This is a genomic window from Amycolatopsis sp. MtRt-6 (genome assembly GCF_017308975.1).
In the GTDB taxonomy this organism is placed as follows: domain Bacteria; phylum Actinomycetota; class Actinomycetes; order Mycobacteriales; family Pseudonocardiaceae; genus Amycolatopsis.
The window spans coordinates 35,389-57,660 of record NZ_JADWPD010000010.1; the positions used below are offsets into that span (position 1 = coordinate 35,389).

Here is a 22,272-nt window from a genome sequence, read left to right on the forward strand (position 1 = left end):
CCCCGGTGGGCGTTCGTCGTCCGTCACGACGCCCCCGGAGGTCCCGATTTCGGAGCAAGCAGCCCCGCCGGCGGAGAAGCAACCGCCCGCGGCCGAGAAACCGAAGAAGGTGCGGCCCGGTGACCGCATCTTCCAGAACCTGACCACCGGGGCCGGGATCTTCGTCGTCGCCCTGATCGGCCTGATCGGGCTCTTCCTGCTCATCCAGGCGATCCCGGCGCTGCGGGCCAACAAGGGCAACTTCCTGACGAACCACGGCTGGTCGACCAGCGACCCCGCGAACATGTCGTTCGGCATCCTCGACCTGCTCCAGGTCACGGTGGCGACGTCGGTCGTGGCGCTGATCATCGCGATGCCGGTCTCGCTGGGCATCGCGCTGTTCCTGACGCAGTACGCGCCGCCCCGGCTCGCCCGGCCGTTCGCGTACATCATCGACCTGCTCGCCGCGGTGCCGTCGATCATCTTCGGCCTCTGGGGCATCCTGGTGTTCGCGCCGGCGATCGAGCCGTTCGCGCACTGGATCAACGAGACGTTCTCGTGGTTCCCGATCCTCGCGCCGGGCAACGTCGCGCCCAGCGTGCGCGGCACGATCTTCACCGCCGGCATCGTGCTGGCCGTGATGATCCTGCCGATCATCACCTCGCTCTCGCGTGAGGTGTTCGAGCGGACGCCGACCCCGCACATCGAAGGCGCGCTGGCGCTCGGCGCCACCCGCTGGGAAGTCATCCGCACCACGGTGCTGCCGTTCGGCAAGGCCGGCTACGTCGGCGCGTCCATGCTCGGCCTCGGCCGCGCGCTGGGCGAGACGATCGCGCTGGCCGTCATCCTGCTCATCCCGCAGGGCAAGAACTTCGACTGGAGCCTCTTCGACGGCGGTGCCACCTTCGCCTCGAAGATCGCGGCCAACTACAGCGAGTTCAACAACGAGGTTTCGGCCGGGGCGTACATCGCGGCCGGCCTGGTGCTGTTCGTGCTCACCTTCGTCGTGAACTTCGCCGCGCGGTCCATCATCGGCGACAAGAAGGGGGACTGAGCATGTCCACCTCAACGCTCGAAGCACCCGCGACGACCCCGGCGTTCCAGCAGGTCAGCCTGGGCCGCAAGATCAAGAACGGCGTCGCGACCGTGCTGGTCTGGCTGTCGTTCCTGATCGCCGTCATCCCGCTGGTGTGGGTGCTCTACACGGTCATCGTCGACGGCATCACGCGCATCCCCTACAGCAACTGGTGGACCGAAGACTTCGGTGACGTGCTGTCCGACGAGGTCGGCGGCGGCGTGCTGCACGCCATCGTCGGCACGCTGCTGCAGGGCCTGGTCTGCGCGCTCATCGCGGTGCCGATCGGCATGCTGGTCGCGATCTACCTCGTCGAGTACGGCCGGGGCGGCAAGCTCGCCAAGGCCACCACGTTCATGGTGGACATCCTCTCCGGTGTTCCGTCCATTGTGGCCGCGCTGTTCATCTACGCGCTGTGGATCACCACGCTCGGCCTGCCGCGCAGCGGCTTCGCCGTCTCGCTGGCCCTGGTGCTGCTGATGATCCCGGTCGTCGTCCGGTCGTCGGAGGAGATGCTGCGGATCGTCCCGGACGACCTGCGCGAGGCGTCGTACGCGCTGGGCGTGCCGAAGTGGAAGACGATCATGAAGATCGTGCTGCCGACGGCGTTGTCCGGCATCATCGGCGGCATCATGATGGCCCTGGCCCGCGTCATGGGCGAGACGGCGCCGCTGCTGGTCCTGGTCGGCTACTCGGCCTACACGAACTGGGACATCTTCAGCGGCGAGCAGGCCGCGCTGCCGCTGCTGATGAACAACGAGCGCGTCAGCAACCCGATGGAACCCGGCTCGGTCGGCTTCGACCGCATCTGGGGTGCCGCGCTGACCCTGGTGCTCATCATCGCGCTGATCAACCTCCTCGCCACCGTGTTCGCGCGCCTCGTCGCCCCGAAGAAGAAGTGAGCTGTTCCTGATGGCCAAGCGAATCGACGTCAAGGACGTGGACATCTACTACGGCAAGTTCCACGCCGTGGACGGCGTCACCCTGTCGGTGCCGCCGCGCAACGTCACCGCGTTCATCGGCCCGTCGGGCTGTGGCAAGTCGACGGTGCTGCGCACGCTCAACCGCATGCACGAAGTGATCCCCGGCGCGCGCGTGGACGGCCAGGTGCTGCTCGACGGCGAGGACATCTACGCGTCGTCCGTCGACCCGGTCCAGGTGCGCCGCACGATCGGCATGGTGTTCCAGCGCCCCAACCCGTTCCCGACGATGTCCATCAAGGACAACGTCGTCGCGGGCCTGAAGCTGGGTGGCACCAAGGGGAAGAAGACCCTCGACGACATCGCCGAGCGCGCCCTGCGCGGCGCGAACCTGTGGAACGAGGTCAAGGACCGCCTGAACAAGCCGGGCGGCGGGCTTTCGGGCGGTCAGCAGCAGCGGCTGTGCATCGCCCGGGCGATCGCGGTCCAGCCGGACGTGCTGCTGATGGACGAGCCGTGCTCGGCCCTGGACCCGATTTCGACGCTCGCGATCGAGGACCTGATCGGTGAGCTGAAGAAGGACTACACGATCGTCATCGTCACGCACAACATGCAGCAGGCGGCCCGGGTTTCCGACCAGACGGCGTTCTTCAACCTCGCCGGCGTCGGTCAGCCGGGCCGGCTGGTGGAGCTGAACGACACGGAGAAGATCTTCTCCAACCCGGACGAAAAGGCCACGGAGGACTACATCTCCGGCCGGTTCGGCTGAGTCCACAATGGAGTAATGAAAAAGCCCCCGGCCGCGGCCGGGGGCTTTTTCCGTTGGTAAGGCTCAGATGTCGTCGTCGGAGCCGTAGCCCGGCATCTTGCCGGTGACGACGAAGATCATCCGCTTGGCGACCGAGACGGCGTGGTCGGCGTAGCGCTCGTAGAAGCGGCCCAGCAGCGTCACGTCGACCGCCGCGGCCACGCCGTGCGGCCACTCGCGGTCCATGATGACGGTGAAGAGGTGGCGGTGGATGTCGTCCACCTGGTCGTCGTCGGACTCGAGCGTCTTCGCCGCTTCGACGTCCTTCGTCTTGATGACCTGCTCGGTCTGACGGGCCAGCTTGACCGCGACCTCGCCCATCTCGGCGAAGTACGGCCGCACCGCCTCGGGCAGCACCGGCTCGGGGTGACGGCGCCGGGCGGCCTTCGCCACGTGCAGCGCCAGGTCGCCCATCCGCTCCAGGCTTTCCGCGGCGTGGATCGCCGCGAGGACGGTGCGCAGATCGGTCGCCACGGGCGCCTGCAGGGCCAGCAGGGCGTACGCCTGCTCCTCGCACTGGGCGCGGGCGTCGTCGACCTTGGCGTCGTCGCTGATCACCTGCTCGGCGAGACCGAGATCGACCTCCAGCAGTGCCCGGGTGGCCCGCTCCATGGCGTCGGCGACCTGGACCGACATCGCGGCCAGGTGGTCGGCGAGCTGTTCGAGTTCGACATGGTAAGCCTCACGCATGGCCCAACCCTACGGCCAACCGTGGCCAAATACCGCATCGCCGGGTGAACCGCACGTGAACCCGGTCTAACGATCCTCGCGGCTCAGCCGTTGCTGGTGGTCTTCCGGGTGGTCGTCGACTTCGAGCTGCCGCTGCTCTTCGACTTCGACGTGCTGGTCGGGGGAGCTTGTTCGCTCACCGGGACCGGCGCGTTCGGGTCGGGCAGCGGCGTGTTGTTGCGCAGCGCGTCGAAGAGGGCCTTCGTCTTGCTGAGCACGAGCACCTCGTTGCCGCGGCTGTTGGCCGTGCCGACCGTCGGGACGGTGAGGAAGGTGATCTTCGACGGGTCGAGGCCCTTCATCGACTGCGCCAGCGTCATCATCTGCTTGACGCCGAGGTTGTCGCCGAAGGTGGCCTTCGCGAAGGCGGTGATGAAGTCGCTGAGCTTGCCGGGGTCGAGCACGACGTCCGAGGACATGACCTTCTTCAGCAGCGCGCCGATGAACTCCTGCTGCCGCTTGATCCGGCCGTAGTCGGACGTCGGGTCGCCCTTGACGTGCCGCGCCCGGACGAAGTTCAGCGCCTGGTCACCGGAGATCGTGACGTCGCCGGTCTGCAGCAGCACCTTGCCGAGGATGCTGTCGTCGATCGGGATCTCGTTGTGGATGGTGACACCGTGCACGGCGTCGACCATCGCCTTGAAGCCGTTGAAGTCGATGCCGACGAAGTGGTTGATCCGCAGCCCGGTGATCTGCTGGATGACCTTGGTGACGCACGCCGGCCCGCCGACCGCGTACGCGGTGTTGAGCTTGGCGATCTTCTGCGCGGGCACCTTTTCGTCGGTGTTCTTGCTCTGCACGGGGTCCCAGCGCTGGCACTCCGGCCGGTTGATCTCGAGGTCACGCGGGAAGGAGGTGACGACAACGCGCTTCCGGTCGGCGGGGATGTGCGCCACCATCACGGTGTCGCTCCGGGCGCCGGGGGTGCTGTCGGCGGTCCCGACGCCTTCTTCGGCGGACGCCCCGTCGCGGGTGTCGGAGCCGACCATCAGGAAGTTTTCGTCGTTGGCCTGCGCCGCGGCGTCCTGGATGTCGGAGGAGTTCTCGTCGAGCGCGGAGACCTGGGTGAACTTGGCGTCGAAGTAGGTCTGGGCGCCCCACGCGCCCCCGATGCCGAGGAAGACGAGAGCGGCCACGACGGCGGCGGCGATCCGCCCGAACCGCACGCCCTTCCGCGGCGCCTTTTCGGGTAGTTGCGCCACTTCGGCTTCTTCGGCCGGCGGGGTGGTGACGACGCGTTGCAGCGCGGTCCGGGTGCTCTCGATGAGGGAGGCGGGCGAGAGCCGTTCCCGGCGTTCCCGCCGCTTGGCCTCTTCGGCTTCCATCTCGTCGTGCGCGGCGGAGAAGCGGGCGAGGGTGTGGTCGATCTTGCGGCGGTACTGGGTCGCCTCGTCGATCGCTTCCATCTCGTCGGTCATGGTGAGCGGATCAAGGGCAGCCCGCGGCGGCACGGCACCGGGATCAGCGGAAGCACGTGCGGCGACCGCCGCCTCGGCGGACGCGCCCGGGGCACGGCCATCGACGGAACGCGGGAGCGCGGCTGCCTCGGCCGGAGCTGCGGGGCGGCGGGCTGCGGGACCGTCACCGGCGGGGCGCTGTGGCGCGATGCCGTCGGGGCCGGCGGCGCGGCGGGGTGCCGGGCTGTCCGGGGTGGCGTGCGAAAGCGCCACGGCCTCGGTCGAACCCGCCGGGCGACGGCTCGCGGGGCTTTCCGCGGCGCGGCGATCGACCGCACGCGGGTCTGCCTCGGCCGGACCTGCGGGGCGGCGGGCTGCGGGAGCGTCACCGGCGGGGCGCTGCGGTGCGGGGCCGGGTGCTCGGCGGGGCGCGGGCCCGTCTGGGGCGGGGCGCGGTGCCGCCGCCTCGGCCGATGCCGCCGGTCTGCGGGGCGCCGGGCCCTCCGGAGCGGCAGCCGCGCGGCGGGGGGCCGGGCTGTCCGGGGTTTGCCTCTGCTCCGTGCGGGGTGCTCGGCGGGGCGGGGCGCCTTCGGGCTGGGTGGCTTCGGTCACCGGGCGGCGGGGGCGACGCGGCGGCTGGGGGGCTGCCGAGGTCTGCTGCGGCCCCGGGTTGGCCACCGGGGGGCGGCGCTGGAGGGGGGCCTCCGGCAGGGGCGCCGCTGTTGTGCGGCGGGGCTGGCGAGGGCGCGGTGCCCGCGGTTGACGAGTGGCGTCCGTGGGTACTGGGTCTTCGGCAGGACCCTGGGCCGGCCTCGGAGCGCGCGGCTGGGACGACCGCGGCGGGGCCGGTGGCTCGGCCGCGCGGACACGGCGTCCCGGCTGGTCGGCACGGTCCTCGCGGGCAGGCAGGGGACGAACGCCGGTGGTCTTGGCGACGACGTCGGAGACGCTGATCCCGCCCTGGTCCTCCATCGACCGGCGCCGTCCGGGCCGGGGCCGCGCGGGACCGTCGAGACGGTGACCGGTTCCCGGGCTGTCGAGCTCGTCCGGCACTCGGTCTCCTTTCGCGCGATCGAAGGGTGGCTTCGATTTGGCCGTCTTCCCCCGCAGGAGGTGATCGTTCCCCCGGCGGTTTTCGTTATCGTACGGATACCCCCCGTTCGTGACGACACCCTCCCGGAATTTTCTTCACCTTGAGTCGACGAACGGCCGGTGAGCGTCGACAAACGGGTGATACACCTTGTCGGCGGACGGAGTAATGCCGTGTTTGCGCTACTCAGAGTGGGATATTAACTGTGTCGTTTGCGCGTCTTGATAGGCGACTTTGTTGCGGCCCGCGCGTTTCGCCGCATAAAGCAGGGCGTCCGCGCGACGCAGCCGGCGCTCCGGTGACGTCGGCGTCCCGGACTCCGGCGTCTCGTGCGCCAGGCCGGCGCTGATGGTGACGCGCAACCCCGGCTGGAGTTCTGACCAGGGATGACGGGCGACGCGCAGCCGGGCGTCGTCGACGACGCGAACGGCGCGTCCGAGGTCGACCCCCGGCAGCCACAGCACGAACTCCTCGCCGCCGTAGCGGGCGCAGAAGCCGCCCGGCGGCAGGTCTTCCTGGAGCAGGTCGGCGACCCGGCGCAGGACGCGGTCGCCGACGAGGTGACCGTACGTGTCGTTGACGCTCTTGAAGCGGTCGAGATCGATCAGCGCGAGCCCCAGGGGCGGGCGATCGGTGAACGGTCCATACAGGCGCTCATCGAGGTAGCGGCGGTTGTAACTCGAGGTCAGCGCGTCGCGAATGCTGCCGTCGCGAGCGATTTCGAGCGCCGAGCGCAAGTGCTGGTAGGCGCGCTGCCAGTCGCCCTGGGTGGCGAACAGGCCGGCGATGGCCTCGTGGAGGCGGAGCAGGTCCGGCGGCTGCGGGCTGGCTGTCCGGCCCGGCGCGCCTTCGCCCTCGGCGACCATCCCCACCTCCACCACTCCTTGGTTGTCGTCGTGGGGGCGGTCGCGCTTGAGGTGCCGGTCCGGAAGAAGGTGAATTTCGCTCAAACGGGACTGCGACGGTGACTCTGTGCAGCAGCCGACTCAGAGGCCGGCAAACGGTTCGATGCCCTTGAGCTGTGAGTACTGGTCCTTGGCCCAGTAACTCACATTAGCCGTCGTGTCGTTCAGTAACGTGGTGTAGTCGGTCCAGGCGACCCAGCGCCAGTCGCCGACCTCCTCCGGGTTCGGTGCCGGCTCGGCGTCGGCCCACGCGGCGAACACCGGGCAGAACTCGTTCTCGACGATCCCCTGGAACGGCGGCGTCCGGTAGCGGTAGTTCGGCAGCACGCAGTGCAACCCGGACAGCGACGGCAGCCCGAGCTCGTAGGCGGCGCGGCGCCGGACGGCGTCCTCGAGCGCTTCGCCGGGCGCGGGGTGGCCGCAGACACTGTTGGTCCAGACCCCAGGCCAGACCTTCTTGTGGCCGGCGCGCTGGGTGATCAGCAGGGCGTTGTCGCCGCGCCGCAGGACGTAGCACGAGAAGGCCAGGTGCAACCGGGTGTGTTCGTGGTGGCTGGCCAGCTTGGGGCCGGTTTCGCCGGTGGGCACGCCGTCCTCGGTGACGAAGACGACCTGCTCGGTCTCGGGTTCGGTCGCGGTATCCACGCGCCCCAGTGAACACGACGGCCGCCCGCGTGCCGTACCGCGAGGCGGGTGGGTTACCGCGGTCCGCCCGGCACGGTGACGAGTCGTCACCGTGCGTTGAGGTGCTCCACGAGCAGGGAGGTGACGGCTTCCGGTGCCTCCTCAGGTACCCAGTGCGAGACGTCTTCGAGCATTTCGAAGCGGTAGGGCCCGGTGACCCAGTTCGCGGTGTCGAGCGCGGCGGTCGAGCCGAACGAGACGTCTTCGGTGCTCCAGATGTACAGGGTCGGCACGGCGATCTTGCCGATCTTCCCGCCCGGCCGCCCGGCCCGGTACCAGTTGAGGGCGGCGGTGAGCGCGCCCGGCTCGGACAGCCGCTGCACGTAGTCGTCGACCTTGGACGGCGACACACGCCGATCGAACATCTCGCGCAGCGCGCGGGCGCCGTCCTCCAGCATCCGCCGTTCGGTGACGCGGGTCTGCCGCCACTCCGTCATGTAGCGCGTGCGCAGGTGCTGGTCTTCGTCGGTCTTCATGGCGTCGGCGAGTGCGGCGGGGTGCGGCGTGGAGACCACGGTGAGGCTACGCAGCCGTTCCGGGTGCGCGTCGGCGGTCCACCAGGCAACGGCGCCACCCCAGTCGTGCCCGACGAGGTCGAACTCCGGCCAGCCCAGCGCTTCGGTGATCGCGACGACGTCCCCGACGAGGTGATCGATCGAGTAGTCACCGGCGGGCTCCGGCCGCACCCCCGGCGAGTAGCCACGCTGATCCGGCGCGACGGCCCGGAACCCGAGCACCCCGAGGGTGGCAACCTGGTGCTCCCACTCGATCGCGGCTTCGGGGAAACCGTGCAGCAGCAGCACGGGCCGCCCGTCTTCGGGCCCGGCGGCGATGGCGTCGAAGGAACCGGCCTCGGTGGGGACGCTGATGTGGTCGATCACATCCTGAACTTATCCCTTGCTGCGCCGAGCCCGTCGAAGAGCTTGGCGCCGACGGTCACCTTGAGGTCGGGCCGGTCGGCGAGAGGGCTCAGATCAATGTCGTCGGTAGCGTGCAGGTGCAGCTCCCGGAGCGCGCTGAGGCCGGACAAGAGCCGAAGGTCCGGGATGGGGGTGTGCGCAACTTCCAAGACCCGGAGTCCGGTCAGTGCGGGGAGCAAGCTCAGGTCCACCTCGGGGCATTCGGTGAAGCAGAGCTTGGTCAAGCTATCGGCCCAACGGACGAGGACGTGCACATCCCGGAGGCTGGACCAGCGGTGAAAGCGCAGCTCGTTCGGCCGGTCCAAAAAGGATAGACCCTGCAAGTCTTCGAGGTCTGGAACCCAGTCCAGCTCCAACGCGGGCAAGTGGCGCAAGGGAGTCAACTCGGAGAGCTGGTCGCGGTCTTCGATGTTGGTCAGCCTGAGGTGCTTCAGGTTCTGCAGCTCGGCGAGCCGCACCCACCCGTGCGTAGGCACTTCGGCGTCGATGGTGCGCAGAGTGGGAATCGCGCCCAGTGGTCCAATGTCGGTCGTTCCATAGTTCGGGTCGCCGATCAAGCGGATGCTTTCCAGCGATGTGTCCGCCAGCGGCGCGAGGTCGAACTCGTCCAGGTCGTCGACCTCGCACTCGAGCGCCCTGAGGTGTCGCAGGTGCCCCAGCCCGACGAGGTCTGACGGGTCTGCCACGCACAAGCTTTCGATCGGCAGATCGGCCAGCACGCGTTCGGCGAATTCGGCCGGATCGAACCGCTGCCGGGCTTCGACCAGCGCGTTGACCACAGGCGGGTCCTGAGTCTCGCGGTAGCGAGTCAGGAGCTCGAGAGCCCCTGTTCCGCCGATCAGCGCGATCGCGTGGACGGTCGCCGCCGTCGCCGTGGAATCCGCGGGTTCGCAGTCGGCCAAGAGGTCGAGGACGAACTCGCCCGCTGCTGCTAACGCCTCCGCCTCCTCGAAGCTCGACGGCGGGATCAACGTGCTGGCGCGGTCCTCGATCTCGTTTCGCAGCCGCTCGCTCAACACCGGTGACGTCTCCAAGCACGCCAGCGCCACCAGGTCGAGCTTCAGCCGCTCCTGCTCGTCCGTGTCCCACCGGAGGATCCCGTCCAGCAGGCGCTCGCGCTGCGCGGGATGGGCGTGGCCCGCTGCCAGGACCACCACCTCGCGCCAATCGGCCCGGTGGGCGTTCGCGGTCAGGATGCCGATGTCGTCCTCTTCGACCGCCGCCTGGGCGGCCAGGTACTCCTGGAACGTCCGGTGCACGAAGTCGATTCGGCCCGGGACCGGTTCGCGCAGCACGCCCCCGCGATCCAGCAGGTGGCGGAACACCGTCCACGGCGTCACGTCGATCTGGCCCATCGAGCGCAGCTTCGCCGTGATGCGGGCTTCGGCGTCGGCGGCGGGGACGTCCGTGTGGCCGTTGCGGACCAGCCAGTACGCCAGGCTTCGCAGCAGCACCAGTTTCTCGGTCAGTGAAAGCCGGACGGGAGCTTCGATCCCTCGCTCGATGTCGCGGCTGTCGAGCAGCATGCGCAACGCGACGTCGTACAGCTCCATCCGGTTCTTCGGAAGCTGGCCGTTGCTCTGGTGGTGCAGCGCACAGAGCAACGCGCACAGCAGCGGGTTCTCGGCGAGCCGTCGCAGCGCGCTGCGGGCGCCGATGGCCGTGATCAGGGCGTCACGTTCTCCGTCGAGCGGCTCGCCCGGCAAGGCCTGGTGCCAGCGCGTGATCAACGTCCGGACGTCGCGCGGGGTCATCGGCTGCAGCCGCACTTCGGTGAACCCCTGGTCGCGCAGCCAGCCGGCGGCCACCGCGGCCGGGCGTGTGGTGAGGACGAACCGGGCGTGGGGGAACGCGCCGACAAGTTGACGCAGCCACTCGCGCACTTCGCGGCGGCGCTCGTCCGGGACCTCGTCGAGGCCGTCGACGAGCACGACGGCCCGGCCTCGGCGCAGGTGCCGCTGCACCCAGCCGGTCGGCATCTCGTCCGCGATGTGCCTGCCGACCTCGTCGAGGAAGCGTTCCGGCGCCGGCAGCGGCGAATGGCTGAACCGGCGCAGCCGCACCAGGAACGGCTCGAGGTCGTCCCAGCCGTCGACGTTCTGCAGCTGCCGGCTCGCGCACTGGACGGCCAGCCACTGCAGCAGCGTCGTCTTGCCTGAGCCGGCTTCCCCGCGCAGGAGGATTCTCGACGTCCGCGGCAGCACGTGCTCGATCCGGTCGCCGGGAACCTCCCCCTCGGACGTGACGCTGAGGCTCAGGTAGGCGACAGAAAGCGGGTACAGCCGGGTTGCCTCGGCCAGGCCCGCGCCGAACAGCGCCATCCGGTCGAGCGCCGTGACGACCTGGCGCCGGAAGTCCGCGGCGAAGTCGTCCGGGTGACGGCGTTCGGGCAGCGTTGCCAGCACGTTCCGGACCGTCTCGAGGATCTCCGTCTCGCGCTGGAGGATTTCGACGAGGGCACCCGGCTGGAAGCGCGGCAGGGTGGTTGTCACCTGCACCAGGTACGCGCAGCATTCCCGCAGCACACGCTGGTACAGCTCGGCCGCGTCGGCCGAGAGGAGCCTGGTGACGCCGGGCACGGTGCGGAGCAGGTAGCGGTAGAGGTACGTGGCGTCGAGGTCGGCGTCGAACAGGTCGTCGTCGGTCAACGCGGCGCGCTCGAACGTCTCGTGCACCGCGTCCACCGCGGCCGCGCGCTCGTTGTCCGGCAACGCACGGAACTCGACATCGAGGAAGGGCAGCAGCCGGTCGGCGACCCGGGATTCCAGGTTCGTGAACAGCAGCCGGAGCTTGCGGCGGTCGTTGAGCCCGGTGACCTGCTGCTCCAGCAGGTCGATCGCCTTGGCCGAAGCGTCGGCGGCGATCGGGCGGTCGCCGAGCCAGATCTTTGCGGCAGCCTTCACCACCGCAGTCGTCAACGCGATCGCCGAGGCTTCGAGACTCACCGAACCAAGCCTAGCCGAGCACCTCCTCAGTGGTGGCGACCTGCACGAGCGGGGCGTACAGCCGCAGGATGTCCAGGGCCTTCGCGTGGCTCTCGTCGTCCGCGCCCGCGCAGGCGTCGGATACCACCGTGACCGCGACGCCCGCGTCTGCCGCGGCCAGGGCCGTCGACAGCACACAGCAGTCCGTCGAGACGCCCGCCAGCACCAGGCCCGCGCCACCCACCCGGGTTGCCATGCGTGGGTGCCACTTGCCGAACGTGGTCGCGTCCACAGTGGACGACGGCTGGAACGCGTCGACCACCTGGTACAGCGGCGAGTCCGGTGGCTGGAGCGCGAACGGCCACTGCTCGTAGTACCGCCGCCACGCCCCTTCCGGTCGCGCCGGCGCGACGAACCGCGTGAACACGACGTCGTCGCCGAATGCCGTCACCAGCCGGCGGATCGGGGGGATCACCTCGGCGAAGCGCGGGGTGAACCACGGACTCGCCGGGTCGGCGAAGACGTTCTGCAGGTCGATGACCGCCAGGATCTGCCTCACACCGCCTCCTGGGCGCGGACCCGCCGCCGCGTCAGCAACGTCACCAGGAAGCCCAGGGCCAGCGCCAGCAGCACGCCGAGGTTCGCGAAGGCCCAGGCGCCTTCGCGGCCGCCGAGCCCGAACGGCTCCAGCAGGTATCCCTGCCACTTCAGCCAGTCCGCGGATGTGTTCGTCACCAGGCCCCAGCCGAGCGCCGTCGCCACCAGGACCAGCGCGATCGGTCCGAGCCGGACGTCGCCGTACCGGCCGGCCGGGTCGAAGAGGTCCGGCTCGGCGTAGTCGCGGCGCAGCAGGACGTCCGCGAGCATCACGCCGCACCAAGCCGCGACCGGCACGCCCAGCGTCACCAGGAAACCCTGGAACTGGCCGAGGAACTCGCCGCCGAAGAACACGATGTAGATCGTGCCCAGGATCATGATCACGCCGTCGACGAACGCCGCCGCCGGACGCGGGATGCGCACGCCCGCCGAGAGCAGCGCCAGCCCCGACGAGTAGATGTCCAGCACCGCGCCGCCGACCAGGCCGAGCACCGCGACGATCGCGAACGGCACCAGGAACCACAGCGGCAGCAACGAAGTCAGCGCGCCGATCGGGTCGGCCGCGATCGCCTTGTTCAGGTCCGGCGACGAGCCGGCCAGCAGCAGCCCGAACACCAGCAGCACCACCGGCGCCACCGACGCGCCGAACGTCGTCCAGCCGACCACGCCCCGGCTCGACGCCGACCGCGGCAGGTAGCGCGAGTAGTCCGCGGCCGCGTTGACCCAGCCGAGACCGAAGCCGGTCATCAGGAACACCAGCGCGCCCACCCACTGCTGCGCCGAACCGGACGGCAGCGCGCTGACCGCCGCCCAGTGGACGTCGCCGGCCACGAGGACCACGTAGACGACCGTGAGCACCCCGGTGATCCAGGTGATCCACGTCTGCAGCCGCATGATCGCGTCGAAGCCGAGGACGCCGGCGGCCACGGTCAGCGCCGCCACCACGACGAGCGCGATCACCTTCGTCGGCGTCCCGCCGCCCCAGCCGAGGCGCTCGAACACGGTCGCCGTGGCCAGCGTCGCCAGCGCCGCGAGCACGGTTTCCCAGCCGACCGTCAGCAGCCACGAGATCGCCGACGGCAGCCGGTTGCCGCGTATGCCGAACGCCGCCCGCGAGAGCAGCATCGTCGGCGCCGACCCCCGTTTGCCCGCGATGGCGACGAAGCCGCACAGCAGGAACGAGAACAGGATGCCGACGAGGCCGGCGACCAGTGCCTGCCAGAACGAGATGCCGAAGCCGAGGGTGAACGAGCCGTAGCTCAGCCCCAGCACCGACACGTTCGCGCCGAACCACGGCCAGAACAGCTGCCGTGGTCTTCCACGCCGCTCGGCGTCGTCGATCACGTCGAGGCCGTTGGTCTCCACCTCGAGCCTGCGGGAAGCGGTCATCGCGTGGCCTCCACCAGCTTGTCGATCTCTTCACGGCCCGGCGCGGTCGCCGGACCGGGCCGGGTCACCGAAAGCGCGGCCGCCGCGTTGGCGCGCACGGCGGCGTCGAGGAGGCTACTGCCGCGCAGCACCTCCGCGGCCAGCACACCGCAGTGCGTGTCGCCGGCGCCGGTGGTGTCCACCGCGTCGACCGGGAAGCCGGGGACGTGGGTGATCCGGCCGTGCTCGTGGACGCGGCAGCCGTTCGCGCCCTCGCGCACGATGGCAACCGGTGGCAGCTCGCCCAGCACCTCGGCTTCGCGGGCGTTGCAGCTCAGTATGTCTATTGTGGACAGCAAGTCATGAAGGTCTCCAGGGTTGATGTCTGCGATGAGCGGGCCGGGATCGAACAGGATCCTCGAGCCGGGAAGGCGAGGCAGCCACTCCAGAAGGGCGCCGCGGTTGATCTCGTGCAACCAACTGTAGCCGCTCACGTACACGACGTCGTCATTCTTTGGGGTGACTCGGTCGAGCTGTTCCGCTCGCAGCCGTCCTTCGGCGCCGGTGCCGGTCGCGAAGGTCCGCTCGCCGGCCGCGTCCACCAGCACGACGACGACACCAGTGTCCACTTCGGACGATGGTTCGTGCGCCAGTTCCACGCCTTCGGCCGCGAGGGCGTTGCGGGCGAGGTCGCCGAAGCACCCGATTCCGTGGCTGCCGGCGTAAAGCACGCGCGCACCGGACCGCGCGGCGGCGGCCATGACGTTGAAACCGCCACCGGGCAACAGGTTCGTCGACGACGCGAGGACGTCGCCGCCGGGCGGTGGCAGGGCCGGCACCGCCATGACGAGGTCGACGACGACCTGTCCGGTGTGCACCAGCCGCCCGCTCACCGGCGGCGCAGCTTCAGGAGTTCGTCGACGAGCGGCCCGAATTCGAGCCGGTTGACGGCGAGCACGGTTTCGACGACGTCGGGGCGGAAGGCGCCGACGCCGTGCGCGGCGCCGAGCATCGCCCCGCAGATCGAGCCGACGGTGTCGGTGTCGCCGCCGAGCCCGGCGGCCAGCCGCAACGCCGACGGCGGGTCGTCGCCCATGGCCTCGGCCAGCGCGAAGGCGGCCACGACGGATTCCTGCGAAGCGACCGAAGTGCCGATGACCTGCGCGACCGCGTCGGCGACAGCTGCCGGCGCCATGCCCCGCACCCAGTCACGCGCCCAGCGGATCCGGGCGGCGATCTCCCCGCCGGGTGCCCAGTGCCCGCGTTCCCCGCCGACGACGGCGGCGCGCTCCCCGGCGTCGAGCGCCTCGGCCAGGCTCGCGCCGTCGACCCCGGCGGAGACGGCGGCCGCGACCGCGGCGGCCGACGCGATGCCCAGGCTGGTGTTGTGGGTGACCCGCGCGGTCGCGGCCACCGCGTCGACCAGCCGGTGCAGGTTCTCCGACGGCGTCGCGATGCCGACCGGCGCGACCCGCATGGCGGCGCCGTTGGTGGTGCCGGTGCGGCCGGCTTCGTCGGCCGGGACGCCGTCCTGGAGCCGGGCGAGCGCGCGTTTGGTGGACGGCCCGAGCAGGTCCGCGGAACCGCGGCGGACCATGTCCGCCTCCCAGATCAGCAGGGCGTCGGCCAGCACGTGTGGCTCCACGGTGCCGCGGCCGTCGATGAGCAGCCGGGCCAGGAGGACGGCCTGCTCGGTGTCGTCGGTGACCGAGCCGGCGGGCATCGACGGCGCGACCGGCTGCTCGGCGACGGCGGTGAGCAGGCCGGTGACCGGCCCGTAGGTGGCGGCGATGGCGGCGCGGGACATCGACTGCGTCGGCATCCCGAGCGCGTCGCCGACGGCCAGGCCGGTGAACGCGCCGAGCGCCCGGTCGCGCGCGGTCACCGGTGCCCGAAGGTGAGGTGGAACTGGAACCGGTCCGGGTCCAGCAGGCTGACGACCCGCTCGACGAGCCGGCCTTCGGCGTCGACCGAGGTGCGCTCGGCGCGGAGGAAGAGCTCGCCGACGCTGCGGCCGAGGAGTCCGGCGGCGCCGGCGTCGAGGCGTTCGGTGCTGATCCACTGGTCGCCGCCGACGGAGATCCGCCCGGCGGCTTCGAGGGTCTTGGTCAGCGAGCCGTCGCGCAGGCCGGTTTCGGGGAGGACGGCGAGCGGTCCGACGGCGGGCACGGTGGCGGTTTCCAGGGAGATCCCCCGGTCGTGCTCGCGCCGCAACCGCCGCACGGCGACGTAGGCCTGTTCGCCGAATTCTTCTTCGAGGACAAGGTCTTCGACGGTTTCGATGCCGAGCAGCTCGGTGGTGACCGGCGCGCCGGCGTCGGCGAGCGCGCGGGCCCAGCCGAGCCGCTGGTCGAGCTGGACGCCGTCGAAGGTGACGAACGACCCGACGCCGGCCTGGGTGGAGATGAGCTCGAGCTGCTGGAGCTCGGACAGCGCGCTGCGGACGGTGCCCCGGCTGACCTGGTACTGCAGGGCGAGCTGGTGCTCGCCGGGGAGGCGGTCGCCGTGGGCGAGGCGCCCGGAGCGGATCAGGTCGGTGAGGTCCCCGACGAGCTGCTGCCGCTTGCTGTACATGTACACACCTGTACACCGCGCGTTGTCGCAGGTCAAGCGGCCACAAGGGGCCTCGCGTCGGCGGCGATCATCTTGCCGGCCTTTTCGGCCACCTTGCCGGAGACGACCATGATCACCGCGAAGGAACCCGCGAAGAGGGTCGTGCTCAGCCAGACCATGGTCGGGACGGGCAGGGTGAACGCGCCGACGATGCGGACGGAGCTTTCCAGCACGAAGCCGATTCCCCAGATGACGCTGCAGCGCCGCATGATGGCGGTGAACGTTTCGTTTTCACTGAGCCGTTCCCACGCGGCTTCGTTTTCGGCCTTGCCGCGGGTGAGGAACGGGCGCATCGTCTTGGTCATGATCGGCGCCGCGGTGAACGCGGAGGCGAGGATGACGAGGCCGGTGACGCCACTGCCGAGCGAGTCCTTGGCGATCATCATCCGGGCGTCGCCGGAGACGAAGGTGAGCAGCATGCCGACGACGTTCGTGACGAGGACGACGAGGGCGAGGCCGTTGAGCGTGCGCTCCTTGGCGAACTGGTGGAGCGTCCGGGCCAGCGGGAAGACGCCGGCGACGGCGAGCGCGGTGAAGTCGCTCGCGCCGAGCGAGTGGAGTGCGTAGTAGACGCCGGTAGGGACGGCGATCTCGATCGCGAGGGTCTTGAGCAGGGAGCTTCCGGGCTGGTTCGTCGTCATGCGTCGAGCTTGTCGCGGGAGCGGGGCCGGGAAGGATGCCGTCCGCCACGACTTCGGCCTGACAGATGTCACGACCTCACGTTTCGCGCCGCTGCGTCGTCTACTGGGTATGACGATCTTCTTGCGCCTCACGATGGCGCTGCAGACGCTGGCGGTCTTCCTTGCCCCGGTCACCGCCGGGCTGTTGCTGACCACCCCGAACGGGCACGTGCTCCACAGCGCTTCGGCGTACACGGTGTGGATCGTTGCCGTCGTGCAGGTGGTTGCCGCGGTGCTGGCTTGGCGGCCGGGTGGCGGCTCGCCACGGGTGATCCTCTACGCGGGGGTGTTCCTGGGGCTCGTGACCGCGCAGGTGGTCCTCGGTATCGCGCACGTCACGGCCGTGCACGTCCCATTGGGGGTACTGCTGTTCGGCCTGAGCCTGGTGCAGCTCAGCCGCCCGAGTGCATATCTTCGGCCTCGGGCACGCAGTCGTCGTCCGGATCGTCGAGCCAGCCATGTGGCAGCGTGACCTTGCCCGGGGAGCCCTGACGTCCTCGCGGGCCCGTGGCCGCCTCCGGGAAGGGGGCGTCGTGGTCGAGCTGGGCGATCAGGTCGTCGAGCTGGTCCATCGACGACAGCATCGCGAAGCCGCGACGCAGCTCCGAGCCGACCGGGAAGCCCATCAGGTACCAGGCCATGTGCTTGCGGATGTCGCGCATGGCCTTGTCGTGGCCGTCGTGCTCGATGAGGAGTTCCGTGTGGCGGCGGAGCACCCGCGCCACTCCGCCCAGGTTGGGCGGGGTCGGGATCGCGCGGCCCTGGAAAGCGGCTTCGAGCTCGCCGAACAGCCACGGGCGGCCGAGGCAGCCGCGGCCGACGACGACGCCGTCGCAGCCCGTTTCCGCGACCATGCGCAGGGCGTCGTCGGCGCTGAAGATGTCGCCGTTGCCCAGCACCGGGATGGTCGTGACGGCTTCCTTCAGCTCGGCGATCTTCGTCCAGTCGGCCTGGCCGGAGTAGCGCTGCGCGGCTGTCCGGGCGTGCAGGCTGACGGCGGCGGCGCCCTCGGCTTCGGCGATGCGGCCGGCGTCGAGGAAGGTGCGGTGGTCGTCGTCGATGCCGATGCGGAACTTCACCGTGAACGGCGTGTCGCCGGCGGCCTTCACCGACTCGCGGACGATGGCCTCGAACAGCTTCCGCTTGAACGGCAGCGCGGCCCCGCCGCCCTTGCGCGTCACCTTCGCGACCGGGCAGCCGAAGTTGGAGTCGACGTGGTCGGCGAGCCCTTCGCCGACGATGATGCGGACGGCTTCGGCCATGGTCTTGGGGTCGACGCCGTAGAGCTGCATGGACCTGGGCTTTTCGTGCTCGCCGAAGGTCATCATGTGCATGGTGCCGGGGTGCCGTTCGACGACGGCACGGGCGGTGATCATCTCGCACACGTAGATGCCGGCGCCGTACTCCTGGCACAGCTGCCGGAAGGCGACGTTGGTGATGCCGGCCATGGGGGCGAGCACGACCGGCGGATCGACCTCGTAGGGGCCGATCTTCAGGGCGGGCTTGCTCAGGGTCGCGGTCACGTCCTCCATTGTCGCTTGTGGTGTCGATCACGTCGACCAGGGGCTCGCGGCCTTCGCGCCCTCCCGGAGGGAGGCATAGGTTTCCCGCCATGACGAACGCGCCCCTGCGCTGGGGAATCATGGGTACCGGCGGGATCGCCGGCGCCTTCGCCCACGATCTGCGGCTCACCGAGTCCGGTGTGGTCGCCGCGGTCGGATCACGGACCGCGGACGGTGCCGAGCGGTTTGCCGACAAGCACCGCGTTCCCACCCGCCACAGCAGCTACGAAGCCCTCGCGAACGATCCGGATGTCGACGTCGTCTACGTCGCCACGCCGCATCCCCTGCACCACGCCAACGCCCGGCTCGCCCTCGAAGCCGGGAAGCCCGTGCTCGTCGAGAAGCCGTTCACGATGAACGCCGACGAGGCTCGCGACCTCGTCGGCCTCGCGCGGACCAAGGACCTCTTCCTGATGGAGGCCATGTGGACGCGCTTCCTGCCGCACGTCCGGCACATCCGCGAGCTGTTGCCACGGCTGGGGGACGTCGTCACCGTCACCGCCGACCACGGGCAGTGGTTCGCCGCGGACCCGGCCTTCCGGCTGTTCGCTCCCGAACTCGGCGGCGGCGCCCTGCTCGACCTGGGGATCTACCCCGTTTCGTTCGCGTCGATGGTCCTCGGCGCGCCCGAGCGCGTGGCCGCCATGGCCAGTCCCGCCTTCACCGGCGTCGACGCCCAGATGTCGATGCTGTTCGGCTACGCGAGCGGCGCGCAAGCCGTCCTGACCTGCACCTTGAGCGCGGTTTCACCGACCACCGCGGCGATCGTCGGCACCGACGCGCGGATCGAGGTCGACGGGGCCTTCTACGCGCCCGCGTCCTTCACCTTCATCCCGCGCGAAGGCGAACGAAGCCGATTCGAATACGTCGATGAGGGCCACGGCCTGCGGCACCAGGCCGACGAAGTCGCGTTGCGGCTGGCCGCCGGGGAGACCGAGAGTCCGCTCATGCCGCTGGCCGAGACCGTCTCGATCATGACCACCATGGACCAGGTGCTGGCCGCGACCAGGACGTGACCCGGGATTGAGTAGTGCTACGGATCCGCAGGTGGGCGCCTTGGGTGACCCTGTCCGGTATGACCACCGAAGCGAATGTGCTCCTCCGGCTCGCCGGCGAGATCGACGACCTGGGGCGTCGTCTCGCCCTGGTGGGTTCCGAACTGCGGACCGTCCAGGCCGGGCAGGCAGACCAGGCCGAACCGGCCAAGCAGCCCGAGCAGACCACCCAGCCGCACCCGGCACCACAACCGCAACGACAACCTGAGCCGCAACCTCAACCCCCGCCCAGGCCGATGCGGCCCGACTCGGTCCCGTGGCCGCACTACCAGTGGCAGCCCCCGCCGGCGCCGCAGTACGTCCCGCCGCCGCAACAGCAGTACGTCCCGCCTGCTCCGCGGCAGACGCTCGGCGAGAAGCTCGGCAAGGAAGGCGCCGGCAGCCGCGTGCTCGCCTGGGTCGGCGGGGCCGTCACGCTGCTCGGTGTCGTCCTGCTGCTCGTGCTGGCCGTGCAGCGCGGCTGGCTCGGGCCGTTGCCGCGGGTGCTCGTCGGTGCCGGGTTCGGGCTCGCGCTCACCGGCACCGGTGTCTGGCTGCACCGCAAGCCCGCCGGCCGCACCGGCGCCTTCGCGCTGGCGGCCACCGGCATCGCCACGCTCTACCTGGACGTCGTCGCCGCGACGTCGCTGTACGAGTTCCTGCCGGTGCTCGCCGGGCTCGCCGCCGGCCTGGCGGTCGCCGTCGGCGGGCTGCTCGTGGCCGTGCGGTGGGAGTCGCCGCTGCTGGCCTCGGCCGTCGTCGTCGGCTGTGCCGTCTGCGCGCCGATGATCGTCCGCGGGTTCACCCCCGAACTGGTCACCTTCCTGCTGATGATCCAGCTCGCGACGGCGCCGGTGCAGCTGCGCCGCGACTGGTCGTCGCTGACGCTCGCGGCCGGTATCCCGCCGCTGTTCGCCTCCGTGATCAGCACGGCGGTGCTCGGCGGGGGCGGCAGCTGGCCCAACACCGCCGCGGCGGGCGGTGCCGGGGTCACGGCGGTCGTGCTGGCGCTCATCGTGCTGCGGCGTCGTGAGAACGACCCCGCGGCGCTCTCGCTGCTGGCCACCGCCGTGGTGCCGACGCTCGTCGCGGCGTTGCTGCTGCCGAAGGCGCAGGCGGTGCCGGTCACGGCCGGGGCGGGCGTCGTGCTGCTCGCCGTTTGGGCGGCGCGCCGCTGGTGGCCCGGGTTCGCCGGGCAGGTCGCCGGCCTGGCCGGGCTGCTCGCGATCCTCCAGGCGACCGTCACCCAGTTCGACGGCCCGGCGCGCGCCGGGGTGCTGCTCGGCGAGGCGTTGCTGCTGGTCGTGGCCGCGGTGGGCGGCCGCAACCGGGGTGCGCTCGCCGCCGCGCTCGGATTCGCGGCGATCGGCGGCCTGCTCGGCTTGGTCTTCGACGTCACGCCCGCGCTGCTGATCGTGCCCCGCACCCACCCGGCCGCCGAGCTGGCGGGCGCGCTCGCGGTCGCCGCGCTGATCCTCGCCGTGTCGGTCGCGCTGCCGTGGGCCGCCGCGCGCCTGTCGGTGTTCCGCGGCCCGGCCGAAGACCTGCCGATCTGGCTGCTCGCCGGGGTTTCGGCGCTGTACGGCGCCGCCGGGGTCGTGCTCTGCGGCGCCCTGCTGGCGGTCCCCGGCCGGACCGGGTTCCTCGTCGGCCACGCGCTGATCACGGTGTCCTGGACGATCGCGGCGCTCGTGCTGCTCCTGCGCGGGATCGACGTCGTCGCGCTGCGGGTGACCGGGCTGATCCTGGTCGGCGCCGCGGTGCTGAAGCTGGTGCTGTTCGACCTGTCGGCGCTCGACGGGCTGGCCAGGGTGGGCGCGTTCCTCGGCGCGGGCCTGGTGCTGCTGGCGGCCGGGACGCGGTACGCGCGGCGGGTCGCGTCGCGCTGAGGCGGAAGAATTGCCGGTGCCCCGTGGTTACCTGAATCACAGGACCGACGACCAGGGGGCACCGACATGGCACCACCGAAACTCGCCGACCGGGCGGACGAGCCGATCGGCTGGCTGACCACAGTCACGCCGAAGGGGCGGCCCGCGCCGCGGCCGGTGTGGTTCGTCCTCGACGGCGACGACATCGTGCTGTTCAGCCAGCCCGGCGCCGCGAAGATCCGGCACATCGAGGCGAATCCCGAGGTGAGCTTCCACCTGAACACCGACGAGCACGGCGGCGCGTTCGTCGTCGTGAACGGGAAGGCGTACCTCGAGGCGGGGAAGGCCTCGGAGGCGCCGGGGTACCTCGACAAGTACGGCTCCCACTACGCCGCGGTCGGTTTCGAGACACCGGAAGCCTTCGACGCCGAGTACTCCGCCCGCATTCGCGTGGTGCCCGAGCGCTCCTGGGGGTTCTGACTAGAAACCGACGCTCAGGCAAGCCAGCCGGGCACCCGCCGTGCCCGCGTGGCCCGGGTCGGTGTGGGTGTGGGTTTCGTGGATGACCACGGACTTCGCCCGCCGATCGGCGAACGTCCAGTCCACTGTGGACCGCGCGAAGCCGGTGCCGGCCCGGTCGGTGGTGAAGTCGAGCCAGATCTCGTTGCGGGGGTTCGCGTACGCGGGGTCGACCGACGGCTTCGCCGGGTCCGGCAGGTGCTGGAAGTGCGGCCCGGCGGCGTCGCCGGTGGCGCCGCACGGCTGGGTGTGCGCGTGGGCGCCGTAGGCCCGGTCCGGCCGCAGGCCGCTGACGAAGAGCAGGGTGGTCGTGCCGGCGCTCTCGGCCGAAAGGCCGAACACGTGCGCCCGGGCGCCGGCCGGGACGAGGTCGGGGCGGTACGTCACCGCGGTTGCGCCGGGGGCAGCCGCGGTGAACGTGCCGTACGCGGTTGTGAACCGCGCCGGTGCCGGCGACGCGGCGGCGGTGCCGGGAGCGAGCACGGCGACGGCGGCCGCGGCGGCCAAAACGGGAAGAAGACGCATTTCCCCTCTTTAGCCAGTCGTCCGGGGAGCCGCCATGATCATCACTCGGACGAGTGACCGATTTGGTGGAAAAGT

21 protein-coding genes are annotated in these 22,272 nt (G+C 70.6%); 7 read left to right on the forward strand and 14 right to left on the reverse strand.

All coding sequences use genetic code 11. The features are described from left to right. Nucleotides 1-109: 109 nt before the first annotated feature. Genes pstC through pstB form a run of 3 tightly spaced genes read left to right on the forward strand, consistent with a single transcriptional unit; the run spans nt 110 to nt 2,743 of the window. Nucleotides 110-1,033, forward strand: a complete 924-nt coding sequence (gene pstC, locus I4Q55_RS18540) for a phosphate ABC transporter permease subunit PstC (protein WP_206789584.1) — start codon at nt 110-112, stop codon at nt 1,031-1,033. Nucleotides 1,034-1,035: 2 nt separating this feature from the next. Then, nucleotides 1,036-1,956 carry a phosphate ABC transporter permease PstA gene (gene pstA, locus I4Q55_RS18545; RefSeq protein ID WP_206789296.1) on the forward strand — a complete coding sequence of 307 codons (921 nt, stop codon included), beginning with the start codon at nt 1,036-1,038 and terminating at the stop codon, nt 1,954-1,956. Nucleotides 1,957-1,966: 10 nt separating this feature from the next. Then, on the forward strand, nt 1,967-2,743 hold the full coding sequence (gene pstB / locus I4Q55_RS18550) for a phosphate ABC transporter ATP-binding protein PstB (RefSeq protein ID WP_125308653.1): 777 nt from the start codon (nt 1,967-1,969) through the stop codon (nt 2,741-2,743). 63 nt (nt 2,744-2,806) lie between these two features. Here the strand turns inward: pstB and phoU are convergent, their stop codons facing one another. From phoU to I4Q55_RS18610, 12 genes are all read right to left on the reverse strand, one after another. After that, complete coding sequence (phoU, locus tag I4Q55_RS18555) at nt 2,807-3,472, reverse strand: phosphate signaling complex protein PhoU (protein ID WP_206789298.1); 666 nt, start codon at nt 3,470-3,472, stop codon at nt 2,807-2,809. 83 nt (nt 3,473-3,555) lie between these two features. Continuing rightward, the gene (locus I4Q55_RS18560; protein ID WP_242546264.1) at nt 3,556-4,929 is read right to left on the reverse strand and encodes an LCP family protein; all 1,374 of its coding nucleotides are present in this window, start codon (nt 4,927-4,929) and stop codon (nt 3,556-3,558) included. 1,251 nt (nt 4,930-6,180) lie between these two features. After that, nucleotides 6,181-6,864 (reverse strand): GGDEF domain-containing protein, encoded by a 684-nt coding sequence (locus tag I4Q55_RS18565; protein WP_206789586.1) that lies wholly within the window; start codon nt 6,862-6,864, stop codon nt 6,181-6,183. Nucleotides 6,865-6,984: 120 nt separating this feature from the next. Continuing rightward, on the reverse strand, nt 6,985-7,548 hold the full coding sequence (gene idi / locus I4Q55_RS18570; protein WP_206789300.1) for an isopentenyl-diphosphate Delta-isomerase: 564 nt from the start codon (nt 7,546-7,548) through the stop codon (nt 6,985-6,987). An 86-nt stretch (nt 7,549-7,634) separates the two neighbouring features. Then, a complete protein-coding gene (locus I4Q55_RS18575) occupies nt 7,635-8,468 on the reverse strand; it encodes an alpha/beta fold hydrolase (protein ID WP_206789302.1) in 834 nt (277 codons plus the stop codon). After that, entirely contained in the window at nt 8,465-11,452 is a 2,988-nt protein-coding gene (locus I4Q55_RS18580) for an NACHT domain-containing NTPase (protein ID WP_206789304.1), read from the reverse strand. Before I4Q55_RS18580 ends, I4Q55_RS18575 begins: the two co-directional genes overlap by 4 nt. 10 nt (nt 11,453-11,462) lie before the next feature. After that, entirely contained in the window at nt 11,463-11,990 is a 528-nt protein-coding gene (locus I4Q55_RS18585) for a cysteine hydrolase family protein (RefSeq protein ID WP_206789305.1), read from the reverse strand. Next, complete coding sequence (locus I4Q55_RS18590; RefSeq protein ID WP_206789307.1) at nt 11,987-13,417, reverse strand: cytosine permease; 1,431 nt, start codon at nt 13,415-13,417, stop codon at nt 11,987-11,989. Before I4Q55_RS18590 ends, I4Q55_RS18585 begins: the two co-directional genes overlap by 4 nt. Next, nucleotides 13,414-14,289 (reverse strand): PfkB family carbohydrate kinase, encoded by an 876-nt coding sequence (locus I4Q55_RS18595; RefSeq protein WP_206789310.1) that lies wholly within the window; start codon nt 14,287-14,289, stop codon nt 13,414-13,416. The genes I4Q55_RS18590 and I4Q55_RS18595 overlap by 4 nt, the downstream gene beginning before the upstream one ends. Beyond that, nucleotides 14,286-15,281: an ADP-ribosylglycohydrolase family protein gene (locus tag I4Q55_RS18600; RefSeq protein WP_206789311.1), complete on the reverse strand. Its 996-nt coding sequence runs from the start codon at nt 15,279-15,281 to the stop codon at nt 14,286-14,288. The genes I4Q55_RS18595 and I4Q55_RS18600 overlap by 4 nt, the downstream gene beginning before the upstream one ends. Further along, the gene (locus I4Q55_RS18605) at nt 15,278-15,970 is read right to left on the reverse strand and encodes a GntR family transcriptional regulator (RefSeq protein ID WP_206789312.1); all 693 of its coding nucleotides are present in this window, start codon (nt 15,968-15,970) and stop codon (nt 15,278-15,280) included. The genes I4Q55_RS18600 and I4Q55_RS18605 overlap by 4 nt, the downstream gene beginning before the upstream one ends. Before the next feature lie 32 nt (nt 15,971-16,002). Next, nucleotides 16,003-16,650, reverse strand: a complete 648-nt coding sequence (locus I4Q55_RS18610) for a VC0807 family protein (RefSeq protein ID WP_206789313.1) — start codon at nt 16,648-16,650, stop codon at nt 16,003-16,005. 109 nt (nt 16,651-16,759) lie between these two features. On the opposite strand from I4Q55_RS18610, the gene I4Q55_RS18615 reads away from it, so the two are divergent. Beyond that, nucleotides 16,760-17,161, forward strand: a complete 402-nt coding sequence (locus I4Q55_RS18615) for a hypothetical protein (RefSeq protein ID WP_206789314.1) — start codon at nt 16,760-16,762, stop codon at nt 17,159-17,161. Here I4Q55_RS18615 and dusB read toward each other — a convergent pair. Further along, nucleotides 17,082-18,221 (reverse strand): tRNA dihydrouridine synthase DusB, encoded by a 1,140-nt coding sequence (gene dusB, locus I4Q55_RS18620; protein WP_206789315.1) that lies wholly within the window; start codon nt 18,219-18,221, stop codon nt 17,082-17,084. The genes I4Q55_RS18615 and dusB overlap by 80 nt on opposite strands. Before the next feature lie 80 nt (nt 18,222-18,301). On the opposite strand from dusB, the gene I4Q55_RS18625 reads away from it, so the two are divergent. The 3 genes from I4Q55_RS18625 to I4Q55_RS18635 all read left to right on the forward strand — a co-directional run bounded on the left by I4Q55_RS18625 (nt 18,302) and on the right by I4Q55_RS18635 (nt 21,633). Continuing rightward, nucleotides 18,302-19,267: a Gfo/Idh/MocA family protein gene (locus tag I4Q55_RS18625; RefSeq protein ID WP_206789317.1), complete on the forward strand. Its 966-nt coding sequence runs from the start codon at nt 18,302-18,304 to the stop codon at nt 19,265-19,267. Between the two features lie 59 nt (nt 19,268-19,326). Continuing rightward, nucleotides 19,327-21,174 (forward strand): DUF2339 domain-containing protein, encoded by a 1,848-nt coding sequence (locus I4Q55_RS18630; protein WP_242546265.1) that lies wholly within the window; start codon nt 19,327-19,329, stop codon nt 21,172-21,174. A gap of 66 nt (nt 21,175-21,240) precedes the next feature. Next, on the forward strand, nt 21,241-21,633 hold the full coding sequence (locus I4Q55_RS18635; RefSeq protein ID WP_206789321.1) for a TIGR03667 family PPOX class F420-dependent oxidoreductase: 393 nt from the start codon (nt 21,241-21,243) through the stop codon (nt 21,631-21,633). Here the strand turns inward: I4Q55_RS18635 and I4Q55_RS18640 are convergent, their stop codons facing one another. Then, entirely contained in the window at nt 21,634-22,197 is a 564-nt protein-coding gene (locus I4Q55_RS18640) for a superoxide dismutase family protein (RefSeq protein ID WP_206789322.1), read from the reverse strand. It abuts the gene before it with no gap. Between the last annotated feature and the right edge of the window lie 75 nt (nt 22,198-22,272).

Excerpts from the sequence above, each read along its gene's own strand:
- pstA (WP_206789296.1), top strand. The coding sequence starts at position 1,036 with ATGTCCACCTCAACGCTCGAAGCACCCGCGACGACCCCGGCGTTCCAG.
- pstB (WP_125308653.1), top strand. The coding sequence starts at position 1,967 with ATGGCCAAGCGAATCGACGTCAAGGACGTGGACATCTACTACGGCAAG.
- phoU (WP_206789298.1), bottom strand. The coding sequence starts at position 3,472 with ATGCGTGAGGCTTACCATGTCGAACTCGAACAGCTCGCCGACCACCTG.
- I4Q55_RS18560 (WP_242546264.1), bottom strand. The coding sequence starts at position 4,929 with ATGACCGACGAGATGGAAGCGATCGACGAGGCGACCCAGTACCGCCGC.
- I4Q55_RS18565 (WP_206789586.1), bottom strand. The coding sequence starts at position 6,864 with ATGGTCGCCGAGGGCGAAGGCGCGCCGGGCCGGACAGCCAGCCCGCAG.
- I4Q55_RS18590 (WP_206789307.1), bottom strand. The coding sequence starts at position 13,417 with ATGACCGCTTCCCGCAGGCTCGAGGTGGAGACCAACGGCCTCGACGTG.
- I4Q55_RS18605 (WP_206789312.1), bottom strand. The coding sequence starts at position 15,970 with ATGTACAGCAAGCGGCAGCAGCTCGTCGGGGACCTCACCGACCTGATC.
- I4Q55_RS18610 (WP_206789313.1), bottom strand. The coding sequence starts at position 16,650 with ATGACGACGAACCAGCCCGGAAGCTCCCTGCTCAAGACCCTCGCGATC.
- I4Q55_RS18615 (WP_206789314.1), top strand. The coding sequence starts at position 16,760 with ATGACGATCTTCTTGCGCCTCACGATGGCGCTGCAGACGCTGGCGGTC.
- dusB (WP_206789315.1), bottom strand. The coding sequence starts at position 18,221 with ATGGAGGACGTGACCGCGACCCTGAGCAAGCCCGCCCTGAAGATCGGC.
- I4Q55_RS18625 (WP_206789317.1), top strand. The coding sequence starts at position 18,302 with ATGACGAACGCGCCCCTGCGCTGGGGAATCATGGGTACCGGCGGGATC.
- I4Q55_RS18630 (WP_242546265.1), top strand. The coding sequence starts at position 19,327 with ATGACCACCGAAGCGAATGTGCTCCTCCGGCTCGCCGGCGAGATCGAC.
- I4Q55_RS18635 (WP_206789321.1), top strand. The coding sequence starts at position 21,241 with ATGGCACCACCGAAACTCGCCGACCGGGCGGACGAGCCGATCGGCTGG.
- I4Q55_RS18640 (WP_206789322.1), bottom strand. The coding sequence starts at position 22,197 with ATGCGTCTTCTTCCCGTTTTGGCCGCCGCGGCCGCCGTCGCCGTGCTC.